Origin of the sequence: Chryseobacterium sp. RR2-3-20 (assembly GCF_017808115.1) — a bacterium.
In the GTDB taxonomy this organism is placed as follows: domain Bacteria; phylum Bacteroidota; class Bacteroidia; order Flavobacteriales; family Weeksellaceae; genus Chryseobacterium; species Chryseobacterium oryzae.
Genome location: NZ_JADQBD010000005.1, coordinates 1 through 11,063 on the forward strand (window position 1 = coordinate 1; position 11,063 = coordinate 11,063).

Annotated in this window: 12 protein-coding genes; 6 read left to right on the forward strand and 6 right to left on the reverse strand. The window is 33.5% G+C overall.

What is annotated here, in order from left to right; genetic code table 11:
• Positions 1-206: 206 nt before the first annotated feature.
• From IV513_RS02035 to IV513_RS02050, 4 genes are all read right to left on the reverse strand, one after another.
• Positions 207-467 (reverse strand): hypothetical protein, encoded by a 261-nt coding sequence (locus tag IV513_RS02035; protein WP_209388851.1) that lies wholly within the window; start codon positions 465-467, stop codon positions 207-209.
• Positions 467-694, reverse strand: coding sequence for a hypothetical protein (locus IV513_RS02040; RefSeq protein ID WP_209388852.1), 228 nt, complete (start codon positions 692-694; stop codon positions 467-469). Before IV513_RS02040 ends, IV513_RS02035 begins: the two co-directional genes overlap by 1 nt.
• A 194-nt stretch (positions 695-888) precedes the next feature.
• On the reverse strand, positions 889-1,911 hold the full coding sequence (gene hemH, locus IV513_RS02045; RefSeq protein ID WP_209388853.1) for a ferrochelatase: 1,023 nt from the start codon (positions 1,909-1,911) through the stop codon (positions 889-891).
• A 49-nt stretch (positions 1,912-1,960) separates the two neighbouring features.
• Positions 1,961-2,839, reverse strand: coding sequence for a NifU family protein (locus IV513_RS02050; protein ID WP_209388854.1), 879 nt, complete (start codon positions 2,837-2,839; stop codon positions 1,961-1,963).
• 141 nt (positions 2,840-2,980) lie between these two features.
• Between IV513_RS02050 and IV513_RS02055 the strand changes: the two genes are divergently transcribed.
• On the forward strand, positions 2,981-3,496 hold the full coding sequence (locus IV513_RS02055; protein ID WP_209388855.1) for a gamma carbonic anhydrase family protein: 516 nt from the start codon (positions 2,981-2,983) through the stop codon (positions 3,494-3,496).
• 45 nt (positions 3,497-3,541) lie between these two features.
• Here the strand turns inward: IV513_RS02055 and IV513_RS02060 are convergent, their stop codons facing one another.
• Positions 3,542-3,988 carry a hypothetical protein gene (locus IV513_RS02060; protein WP_209388856.1) on the reverse strand — a complete coding sequence of 149 codons (447 nt, stop codon included), beginning with the start codon at positions 3,986-3,988 and terminating at the stop codon, positions 3,542-3,544.
• Positions 3,989-4,119: 131 nt separating this feature from the next.
• Between IV513_RS02060 and IV513_RS02065 the strand changes: the two genes are divergently transcribed.
• Positions 4,120-6,249, forward strand: coding sequence for a helix-turn-helix domain-containing protein (locus tag IV513_RS02065; protein WP_209388933.1), 2,130 nt, complete (start codon positions 4,120-4,122; stop codon positions 6,247-6,249).
• Here IV513_RS02065 and IV513_RS02070 read toward each other — a convergent pair whose 3' ends face one another.
• On the reverse strand, positions 6,250-6,888 hold the full coding sequence (locus IV513_RS02070) for a helix-turn-helix domain-containing protein (RefSeq protein ID WP_209388857.1): 639 nt from the start codon (positions 6,886-6,888) through the stop codon (positions 6,250-6,252).
• A 115-nt stretch (positions 6,889-7,003) separates the two neighbouring features.
• On the opposite strand from IV513_RS02070, the gene IV513_RS02075 reads away from it, so the two are divergent.
• The 4 genes from IV513_RS02075 (at position 7,004) to IV513_RS02090 (ending at position 10,993) form a co-directional block, all read left to right on the forward strand.
• On the forward strand, positions 7,004-7,405 hold the full coding sequence (locus IV513_RS02075) for a YbjN domain-containing protein (protein WP_209388858.1): 402 nt from the start codon (positions 7,004-7,006) through the stop codon (positions 7,403-7,405).
• Positions 7,406-7,466: 61 nt separating this feature from the next.
• Positions 7,467-8,168, forward strand: a complete 702-nt coding sequence (locus IV513_RS02080) for a PspA/IM30 family protein (RefSeq protein WP_209388859.1) — start codon at positions 7,467-7,469, stop codon at positions 8,166-8,168.
• Between the two features lie 3 nt (positions 8,169-8,171).
• Positions 8,172-8,813 (forward strand): hypothetical protein, encoded by a 642-nt coding sequence (locus IV513_RS02085; RefSeq protein ID WP_209388860.1) that lies wholly within the window; start codon positions 8,172-8,174, stop codon positions 8,811-8,813.
• Positions 8,814-8,983: 170 nt separating this feature from the next.
• Complete coding sequence (locus tag IV513_RS02090; RefSeq protein ID WP_209388861.1) at positions 8,984-10,993, forward strand: SPFH domain-containing protein; 2,010 nt, start codon at positions 8,984-8,986, stop codon at positions 10,991-10,993.
• Positions 10,994-11,063 lie beyond the last annotated feature (70 nt).

Here is an 11,063-nt window from a genome sequence, read left to right on the forward strand (position 1 = left end):
GAAGTAAGCCTTCAATCTCTTCAAATTTTATAACATCGAAGTATTCGATTAAGTATTCAGGCAATAATAACTTGAGTAGGTCTTCTGTTTTCATCCTCTGCAAAAATATCAATTTTTAATATTAATCCCCAACTTTTGAAACTGATCCAAAAACCTTGCAAATGCTTTATTTGCAAGGTTTAATATAATAATAGTCTGGAAATTTTTTAAGTTTTGAAAACTGCAGTAACAAAAAGATTATCTTGATCTTCAAACATGTAATGAATGCAGATAGGGAAGTTTTCAGAATGATACATTTGCATTTCTTTGCTTTTAATATGTTTCTGTTCGGATTCTTTTATAATTTGCTGTACAGAATCTTTTAGTTCTTTTAAAAATAAACGATCCTGATCTTTTTTTTGAGCATTGAGCACTCTCATCAGAAGCTGAATGTCATTCTTTGCCATGGAAGAAAGTAAGACTTTCATTAGGCACAGTTTTTTTCAAGTTCAATAATGTTTTCAAAAAAATCTAGTTTTGTGGAAGGGTTTTCTGTATGGAAGCTGATTCTGTATTGCAATTCTTCCTGATAAAATTGTGGAATATCAACAGTTGCTAATTGATTCATGCTTTCAACTATTTTAATGAAAGCTTCAATTATTTCTGGACTGAAACTTTCAATTTTGCTTTTTAAAAAATCAACTCTTGAATCCATTTTGTATAATTTTAAGTATTACCCTTATTTTTGATGAGGTAAAATTACAAAAAATAATTTATTTTCAAAACTAACCCCTTTAAATTTGAATAAAAACTTTAAAAATTAATATAAAATTAAATTGTACCCCTATTTTTTTAAGGTGTATTAAATGAAAAAGCACTTATTGTAAGTAAGTGCTTTGTTTTTTGGTTTTATACAATGTAAAAATCCTGAAGTTTTTCTTCACATAAAGTTTTAATAACCGAAATCCATCGGTCTTCATCATTCAAACAGGGGATATAATGGAAGTTTTCTCCACCTGCATGTGTAAATTGCTCTTTTCCTTCTACCGAAATTTCTTCTAATGTTTCCAAACAATCTGAAACAAATGCAGGGCAGACAACAGCAAGATTTTTTATTCCTTTCTTGGGGATGGTTTCCAGGGTTTCATCGGTATAAGGTTCAATCCACTTGTCTTTACCTAATCGTGACTGAAATGAGACGATTGTTTTTTCTTTAGAAATTCCTAGTTTTTCGATCACCATGTTGGTAGTTTTGTAACATTGATGACGGTAGCAGAATGAGTGACTCGGATTGTTTTCCCGAGAACAGCAGTCGTTAAGATTGCAGGTTTTTGTAGGATCTGTTTTATAAATATGTCTTTCCGGAACTCCGTGATAAGAAAACTGTAATGCATCAAAATTTTCCGGAAGTTTTTCTTTTATGCTTTCCGCTAAACAGTTGATGTAAATTTCCCTGTTATAAAAAGGCTGTATATAATTAATTTTAATGCCCGGAAACTTAGCTTTTCTTACTTCTTCTGCTTTTTCAATAACGGTTTCCGTTGTGCTCATTGCATATTGCGGGTAGAGTGGAAAAAGAACAATTTCCGTAATCCCTTTATCAACAAGTTTTTGAATTCCGCTTTCAATACTTGGTTGTGCATACCGCATACCTATTTCTACAGGAACATCTACAAGCTTCTGAAGTTTTTTCTGAATTTGCTCTGTTATTACAATGAGAGGAGAACCTTGGTCTGTCCAAACTGTTTTGTAAGCTTCTGCAGATTTGGCAGGTCTTGTATTTAAAATAATTCCGCGAACCAATAGTGCACGGAAAAACCAGCGGTAATCAATCACTTTTTCATCCATAAGAAACTCATCAAGATATTCCTTCACATCGGGTACGGATGTAGATCTTGGTGATCCGAGATTGACTAATAATATTCCTTTCATATAATTTAAAAGTAATTGGTAATAAGTATTTTGCTATATTCAGCGAAGATTATCCGTTTACGGCTTCTACTTTTTCTACTAAATCGGGAATGAATTGTTTTAAAATATTTTCAATTCCGCCTTTAAGCGTTGCGGTAGAACTTGGGCATCCGGAACATGCTCCCTGTAAAAGCATTTTGGCTGTTTTGGTGGCTTGGTCGTATTCCATTAAAGAAATTTTTCCGCCATCATTTTCTACGGCAGGAGCAACATATTCGTTCAGAATGTCTGAAATTTTCTGCTCATCATCGGTATATTCTCTGTTGATGATTTTTTCTACAGGATTCTCGTGTTTATGAGCTTCTATATTTGAAATTTCTCCTCCATTTTGAAGGTAATCTGCGATAAGTGCTCTTACTGTAACCATTACCTGATGCCATTCTACACTGTGGTCTTTCGTAACAGCAACAAAATTGTCGGATATAAAAACTTCTGTCGCGAAATCGAATTCTTTGAAAATTGCCTGTGCTAATGGAACTCCTTCTGCTTCGTTTCTGGATTTTACTTCAACAAAACCTTCTAAAAGTAATTTGTTAGAAACAAACTTCATCACATTCGGATTTGGTGTCATTTCAGCATAAATCTGATACATTTCCTTTTTCTTCTGCAGATAAATTCTTGGGTTGGCGAGAAGCTCGTCCTCAATTGCGTTTTTAAGACTTTCGGCAACGTGTTCCCATTCTACGGTATCTTGTTTGGCAACTGCAACAAAATTGGCTGTAATGAAAATTCTTTCCACAAATGGATAATTGAAAAGTTCCTGCGCCAAAGGAATTTCGGATATATCTGAATCTCTGTCTAACTCCAAAGAACCCGGAATTAAATTGTAATCGGCTACAAATTTCATCACTTTTGGGTTTTCTGTTGGTTCTATAAGGATTGTACGCATTTTTTATTTAAATTTGAGAGTACAAAAGTACGGATTTAGAAGTTAGAAGCCAGATGCTGAGATTTAGATTTTTGCTATCGCTGTAATTTGTAATGACAAGATTCGATTTCAAAAATGGCTTATGATTAAATTTTTTAAAATATGGCACTTATAAAAGAACTTTTAGGGAAAACTCCGCAAATCGGTAAAAATACTTATCTGGCTGAAACTGCTACAGTGGTAGGAAATGTGGTAATGGGAGAAAATTGCAGTATTTGGTTTAATGCGGTAATTAGAGGAGATGTTAATTATATAAAAATGGGGAATAAAGTAAATGTGCAGGATAATGCAATGCTTCACTGTACTTACGAAAAATATCCATTAGAAATTGGCAATAATGTTTCTATCGGTCATAATGCGATAGTTCATGGTTGTACCATTAAAGATAATGTTTTAATCGGAATGGGTTCTATTGTGATGGATAATTGTCTTGTTGAAGAAAATTCTATTGTAGGAGCTGGTTCGGTGGTAACACAGGGAACGCATATTAAATCCGGTGAAGTTTGGGGTGGGGTTCCTGCCAGAAAAATAAAAGATATTTCTACTTCCTTATTAGAAGGTGAGGTTAATAGAATTGCAGATAATTATGTAAAATATTCTTCTTGGTACAAAGAATAATCAGGATAAAACAAAGCTCCACAATATTCTAGAGCTTTGTTTTATTTATTGATAAATTAAAACTGCATTACCGTTATCGCATCTCACACCAGTGGGTTCTGTGGTCATCATACAATCGGAAGTAATGTTGTATTTCTTATTATATTCAGACATTTTTTGGGTATAATTGCTGATTTTGGGTTTGATGGTGTTTTCGAGTTTTCTAGGATAGGCAATATATTTTGTGGGTCCGCCACATGCTTTCGATCCCATTGCAGAAAACGTCCATTCAGAAGATTTTGTGCAGTTATCTTTAGAAATAATAGATTCTATATCATTTCGGAGTTCGTCCAGTAATGCTTCATCGTATTTTTTACTGTTTTCGTCTGAAGGTCTTTCGGAAATATCTTTTGGTAGAGTGGAATCGTCCAGGTTGCTGGTAGATTTACACGAGACGAATATTGCTAAAAGAAAAATAGATAAAAATGTGGCTGTAAACAGTTTTTTTTTCATAATTAAAGAATGAATTGTGTGCAAAACAGGTTTCTGGAAATTGTTTTTCTTCAGGATATACAAAAATGATAATATTTTTTAATTGAATCAAAATTTATTCCCTAAATACTTTTTCTGTAATTTTGTGGATGATGAACAATCATTTTTTTGAACTCATAGAATTTACCAGCAGAAGTGTTTTTTTAACCGGAAAAGCAGGAACGGGTAAAACAACTTTTCTCAACGAATTTGTAAAAAAAACGAAAAAAAAGCATATTGTAGTGGCTCCTACCGGGATTGCTGCGATTAATGCGGGTGGAGTAACCATACATTCTATGTTTGGTCTTCCGCTTCGTACTTTTTTGCCGACTTCAGAGCGTATAGACAGCAATATTGCGAATAATATTGTAGATCTTCAGCAACATTTTAAGTACCGTAAAGATAAACTGAAGCTTTTGCGTGAAGTGGAAGTTATTATTATTGATGAGGTTTCTATGTTGCGTGCAGATGTTTTGGATATGATGGATTTTTCTCTTCGTTTCATCCGCAGAAATAATCATCGTTTTGGAGGAGTTCAGATGTTGTTTATTGGAGATTTATATCAGCTTCCGCCGGTGGTAAGAGATGAACATGTGTTGAAGATGTTTTATAATTCGCCATTTTTCTTCGACAGTTTGGCAATTAAAGATATTCCGCTTCTTACGATTGAACTTACAAAAGTTTACCGTCAGACAGATGCTCATTTTCTTGAAATTCTGAATGCAATTCGCGATGGTGATGTCGCAAATATTGATTTTGATGAGTTAAATACAAGATATAATCCCGATTTTAAAACCGAAGATGAGCCTTATGTTTATCTCTGTTCTCATAATAAAATGGCAGATGATATCAACCAGGAAAAGCTTAAAGATATTAAATTAACATCCGGAGTTTACGAAGCGAAACTTTTTGGTGAGTTTAAAGAAAATCAGTTTCCGAACGAGCAGTATCTTGAGCTGAAAGTTGGAGCTCAGATTATGTTTATCCGTAATGATATTTCGGGAGAGAAAAAATACTATAACGGTAAACTTGGTGAAATTTCTGCTTTAGATGATAATGAAATTAAGGTTGTTTTAGACGGAAGTGAGCGGGAAATTACGGTAAAACGAGAGGTTTGGGAACAGAAAAAATATTCTTTAGATTCTGATAAGATGATTAAAGAAGAGGTTTTGGGAAGTTTTGAGCAGTTTCCTATCAAGCTTGCATGGGCGGTTACTATTCATAAAAGTCAGGGACTTACTTTTGATAAGGTGATTATCGATGCCGGTAGAAGTTTCACTGCGGGACAGGTTTACGTGGCTTTATCCCGTTGCCGTACGTTAGAAGGAATCGTTTTGAAATCCAAAATTACTCCCGAAGTTATTTTTAAAGATAATAGAATCCTGAAATTTCAGGGAGAAACCCAAGCGAATGATCATATTGAAGATATTCTGAATCAGGAAAAATATGATTATTCTATTCGGAAGCTTTTGCGAACATTAGATTGTAAATGGATGATGAAAGAAGTAGAGCATTGGAATAATTTATCTCTTGTAAGCAAAGGTGTAGATCGCAATAAAGCCAATCAGCTTTATTTGCAGCTAAAGCATGAAGTTCAGAATCTTGCTAAGATTTTTGATAAGCTCGAAAGGGTTATTTTTCAAAAAGTGCATCTTTTTATTCAGAAAAAAGAAGAATGGATAGAGATTGAAAATAAATCGAAAGGAGCGGTTAATTTCTTTTTCAGAGAGATAAATGATAAGATTTTTAGTCCTTTAAAAGATTTTTATTCAGAAATTAAGGGTTTAAAAGGTTTAAAACAATACAACGAAGAACTTAGAACCTGGTTGGAGGATATTGAAGATTATCTGAATGGTTTAAAAGAATTATATCTTCTCGAAACAAAACTTTTAGAGGAAAAAAACAATAAAGAAGTAAGCATGAAAATTGCAAAAGTTCCTTCTCAGGTTCTTACTTTTCAATTATTTGAAGAAGGGAAAACGGTTTCTGAAATTGCTCTGGAAAGAGGTTTAGTAAAAGAAACTATTTTGGGGCATCTTGCTAAATTTGCAGAACAGGGTTTGTTGAATATTTCCAGAATTATTACTTCAGATAAAATTAAAGCTTTTGAAGTTGAGTTTTCTCAAAATTCCCATGAAACACTTAACGAATGGAAAAATGCTTTGCCAAAAGATTTTGAATTCAATGAGATACGCATTCTTATCAATCATTTTACTTATCAAAAGACAAAAAATAATGCTTAGTTAATTATTAGGTTGCTTTTTTATAAAATTTTCTAAATTTTCAATTCTTTTCAGGATGTCAGAAAATACATTTTTTTGATGGAGCGAGAGATGTCCTGCTATTTTGTAAATTTCCTTTTCTTTCCATTTTTTTTCCGGAATTTCGGAAAGGTTATGGATGTTTTCATTTTCTAAAAAGAAAAGTGTTTCGTTTCTTTCTGAATTAAAATCGGCTTTTACTAAAAAAAGAATATCTCCAGAATTGTAAAAAGGAAGAGTTTTTTTCTCATCGGTAAATTCATATATAAAATCAACGGTTGCTAATATTTTTTGCAAAATTTTATTTTTTGATGAATTTGCATCACTCAGATTTTGCTCTGTTTGGGTTTTCTTAAAATTTTCGATAGGAGAAAACATTAAGGTATCTATCACCGATCCGCTTACTAAATCGTTTACCTGTAGTGGTTTCGTTAGAAAATCGTCAATATCTAAATTGAAGTAGTGGGCAACTTTCAGCAAAGTTTCAATCTTGGGTTCTGCTCTTCCTTCTTCGTAGGCACTTATTACACCTCTGTTGAGTTCAAACAAATCTCCGAAAGCTTTTTGGCTCAAACCTTTAACGTGCCGTATTTTCTTAATATTGGTTCCGAAAAAACTCATAAGTCTAATCTTTTTTGCAAATGTAAGTTTATTTATAATAAATTTTGCTAAAAATATTTGCAAATTGTATTATTTTTATTATTTTTGTGGAACTAAAAGCTAAAACTCACGAAATATGGGAGAAGATAATAAAATATTTAACAGAGTTAAAGAATGGTTGTTGGATTATGAATTCAATATCAGTTTTGAAGATGAAAATCAAAAAGTGCTGATTATCGAAAAAGAATCGAATGGTATTAAAAATATGATTCTAATTGTTTCAGATTCAATTTTAATTATGGAGCAGTTTCTTTTTGAAATTAAAAATCCTTCGTTAGAAATTTATAAAACCTTACTTCAGAAAAACAGAGATATTGTGCATGGTGCTTTTGTTTTGGATTATTCCGGGATGAAAGTGATCTTCCGAGATACTTTGCCAACCGATAATATGGCACAGAATGAATTAATGGCTTCGATAGATTCTCTTGGGATTTTGGTGGGCGAATTTAATAGTGAAATGATTAAAATGAGTAAATAAAATCTCTACGGAGTGGCGAAATCTAATAAACATCAAATTATAAAACAATAAAAATCTAGTTATGAATATTTTTAAAAGATTATACGCAATAGGAAAAGCTGAAGTTAATTCGGTATTAGAAAATTTTGAAGATCCTATAAAACTTACAGAAGCAGGAATTGCCGATATGAAAGATCAGCTTACCGAAAGTGTCGAAGCTTTAGCTCAGCTGAAAGCACTTTCTATTCGTAAAAAAAATGAGGCGGAAGCAGAAAGTCTATCGGCGAAAGATTACTATGCAAAAGCAGTACTTCTTATTCAGAAATCTGAAAAGGGTGAAGTGGATGCGGCAGATAGTGATCGTTTAGCGAAAGAAGCTTTAAAAAAACAGACTGAAGCCCAGAAAAATGCTGAACTTTTAAGATCAGAAACTGAAAAACTTCAGGACGAGTGTGAAAAAATGCAGACCAATATCCACCAATTGAAATCTAATATTTCGAAATGGGAAAATGAACTCCGCACTTTGGAAGCAAGAGTTCAGGTAAGTGAGGCAACTAAAGATATTAATCGTAAAATGACTCAGATCGACAGTAGCAGTGCAGTTTCTATGTTGGAAAAACTAAAGGAAAGGGTAGTGCAGCAGGAAGCTGTTTCGGAGGCTTATTCCGAGTTGGCAAAAACTGATAAGTCTGTGGATGAAGAAATAGACAGTCTTGTAAATAATGCAGATACTGAAGCGGAAAAAGCTTTACAGAAATTGAAAAAAACACTTAAAAAAGGCTAAAATATGACCTTTCAGGAATTTTTACATATCGCTTTTACTCCGGTAAATACTGTTTTAAGTGTTCTCCTTATTCTGGCGGTAATCTATTGGATTTTTACCATTATAACGGGTTTGGATATTGATATTGGCATCGATGCTGATTTCGATGCAGATGCACCTGATGGTCATGTACATGTTCCTGATGATCCGTCTTCATGGATTCAGTTCTTGAAATTCCTGAATCTGGATATTGTTCCGGTAACTTATTTCCTCACAATTTCTCTACTTTTTACGTGGCTTACTTCATTTTACATCGAAGTATTTATTTCACCGGCTTTTTGGCTTGCGGCAGTATTGGTAATTCCTTCCTTAATCATCAGTATTTTGATTACGAAAATTATTTTGAAACCATTAAATCCTTTTTTCAAAGAAATTAATCATAAAGGTGAAAAAGCACACGATTTTTTAGGACGCGAAGGAAGAATGAAATCTACAATTCATGGAACTAAAACAGGGATTTTAGAGGTTTTTATCGGAAGTGATCCTATGACTTTAATGGTGAAAAGCAAAAATGGCAAAAGAATAGAACACGGAACGAAAGTCATTATTGTGGATGAAGGTCCTCAAAAGAAATTTTATTATGTGGCTACAGAAATTCAATTTTAATAGAATGAAAATATGATTGCCTTTTTTATAATGATTTTCAGTTATATTCTTGGAGTAATGCTTGCATGAAATAATGGTCTGTGAAGCAGGTTCTCATCATAACTAAAATAGAAAAGCTTTGTATAAAGCAAAAAAAATAAAACACATTACAATAAATAAACTAAAAAAATATGAACACCACTTTAATTGCAGGAATTGTTGTTATAGCAATAGCTTCTATAGGTTTAATTTTCTGGATTTTATCCATGTACAAAAAAACCGTACAGGGAATTGTTATTTTACGTACAGGATATGGAGGAACCAAAGTATTCTTTAATGCAGGAATAGTTATTCCGGTCATTCACCGAATGGAATCTATGGATATTTCCGTAAAAAAACTGGAAATTGCCAGAGAAGGAAGAGCAGGATTAATCTGTAAAGACAACATGAGAGCAGATATTCAGGTGGCTTTCTTTATCAGAGTTAATAAATCGGTGGATGATATCGTGAATGTTGGACAGACAATCGGCTGTCAGAGAGCATCAGACATTAACACGTTAAGAGAGTTGTTTGAAGCTAAATTTTCTGAAGCTCTAAAAACCGTAGGTAAAAAATTTGAATTTATAGAATTGTATGAAGCGAGAAGTGAATTCCGTCAGGAAATTTTAGATATTATCGGGACAGATCTCAATGGATATGTTTTGGATGATTGTGCGATTGATTATCTGGAACAGACTAAAATTGAAAATCTAGATAAAGACAATATCTTAGATTCTGAAGGGATTAAAAAAATTACAGAACTTACAGCAAATCAAAATATTAAAGCCAATCAGGTTCGTAGAGATGAAGAAAAAACAATTACAAAACAAAATGTAGAAGCCCGTGAAGCGATTTTAGAACTCGAAAAGCAATTGGCTGAAAAAGAAGAATCTCAAAAAAGAGAGGTTGCGAATATCAAAGCCCGTGAAAATGCAGAAATTCTAAAGGTGGAAGAAGAAGAAAGGCTGAAATACGAAACCGTACGTATATCTACAGAAGAAAAACTTCAGATTGCAGAAGAAAATAAACTGCGACAGGTCGTTATTGCTGCTAAAAATAAAGAGCGTGCAGATTTGGTAGAAACCGAAAGAGTTCAAAAAGATAAAATGTTGGAGGCAACCGAAAGAGAGAGAATTGTTTCTTTAGCTCAGATTGAAAAAGAAAAAGCCATCGAATTAGAAAAGAAAAATATACAGGATGCTATTCGTGAGCGTTTAACAATGGAAAAAACGGTGGTAGAGGAGCAGCAGGGAATTAAAGATCTAGAAGCTTTCAAAACTGCAGACAGAAATAAACAGGTAGAAATTACTTTGGCAACTCAGGAAGCAGAGAAAAAATTAATTGAAGAAACCAGAGCTGCAGAAGCCAGAAAATTGGCGGCAGAGAAAGATGCTCAAAAGTATGTTATCGAAGCTCAGGCGAAAAGAGATGCTGCAGAAAAAGAAGCGGAAGCCAGAAAAATTATTGCGGATGCTAAAGCTAAAGAAGAAGCTACTGTTGGTTTGTCTGAAGCACAGGTAATGCATGCTAAAGCAGAAGCGCATGAAAGACAGGGGATTGTAGAAGCGGTTGTTATCGAGAAAAAAGCGGATGCTGTTAAAAAAGAAGGAATTGCTCAGGCGGAAGTTATTAAAGAAAAAGCTTTTGCGGAAGCTGCGGGAATTACCGAAAAGGCAGAAGCGATGAAGAAATTAAACGATGCAGGAAAAGATCACGAAGAATTCCGATTGACTTTAGCGAAAGAAAAAGAAGTAGAATTGGCTCAGATTTCAATCCAGAAAGATATTGCTCAGGCACAAGCTGGAGTTTTGGCGGAAGCATTCAAATCTGCAAAAATTGATATCGTTGGCGGAGATAATACATTCTTTGATAATGTAATTCGCCAGGTTTCTGCAGGAAAAGGATTAGACAAATTCATTAGTCACAGTGAAAATGCCACCTTGTTAAAAGAAAATCTTTTAGGCGATGGCGAAAATATCATCGGAAAAGTGATGGGAATGGTAGAGAAATACAATGTTTCTTCGGAAGATATCAAAAATATGAGTATCGCAAATCTTATTTTTAAGCTCAATGGTGTTGCAGATCAGCAGGAAAGAGGAATTCTTGGAAGAGCGATGGATATGGCAAAACATCTTGGAGTAGATCAGAAACCTATCCGATAAAAAAGCAAACTATATTATATTGTAAAACTCTCTTTGTATGATTTTCAATGATGCTTAGAGAGTTTTTTCT

Excerpts from the sequence above, each read along its gene's own strand:
- IV513_RS02050 (WP_209388854.1), bottom strand. The coding sequence starts at position 2,839 with ATGCGTACAATCCTTATAGAACCAACAGAAAACCCAAAAGTGATGAAA.
- IV513_RS02055 (WP_209388855.1), top strand. The coding sequence starts at position 2,981 with ATGGCACTTATAAAAGAACTTTTAGGGAAAACTCCGCAAATCGGTAAA.
- IV513_RS02075 (WP_209388858.1), top strand. The coding sequence starts at position 7,004 with ATGGGAGAAGATAATAAAATATTTAACAGAGTTAAAGAATGGTTGTTG.
- hemH (WP_209388853.1), bottom strand. The coding sequence starts at position 1,911 with ATGAAAGGAATATTATTAGTCAATCTCGGATCACCAAGATCTACATCC.
- IV513_RS02090 (WP_209388861.1), top strand. The coding sequence starts at position 8,984 with ATGAACACCACTTTAATTGCAGGAATTGTTGTTATAGCAATAGCTTCT.
- IV513_RS02035 (WP_209388851.1), bottom strand. The coding sequence starts at position 467 with ATGAAAGTCTTACTTTCTTCCATGGCAAAGAATGACATTCAGCTTCTG.
- IV513_RS02040 (WP_209388852.1), bottom strand. The coding sequence starts at position 694 with ATGGATTCAAGAGTTGATTTTTTAAAAAGCAAAATTGAAAGTTTCAGT.
- IV513_RS02080 (WP_209388859.1), top strand. The coding sequence starts at position 7,467 with ATGAATATTTTTAAAAGATTATACGCAATAGGAAAAGCTGAAGTTAAT.
- IV513_RS02085 (WP_209388860.1), top strand. The coding sequence starts at position 8,172 with ATGACCTTTCAGGAATTTTTACATATCGCTTTTACTCCGGTAAATACT.
- IV513_RS02070 (WP_209388857.1), bottom strand. The coding sequence starts at position 6,888 with ATGAGTTTTTTCGGAACCAATATTAAGAAAATACGGCACGTTAAAGGT.
- IV513_RS02065 (WP_209388933.1), top strand. The coding sequence starts at position 4,120 with ATGAACAATCATTTTTTTGAACTCATAGAATTTACCAGCAGAAGTGTT.
- IV513_RS02060 (WP_209388856.1), bottom strand. The coding sequence starts at position 3,988 with ATGAAAAAAAAACTGTTTACAGCCACATTTTTATCTATTTTTCTTTTA.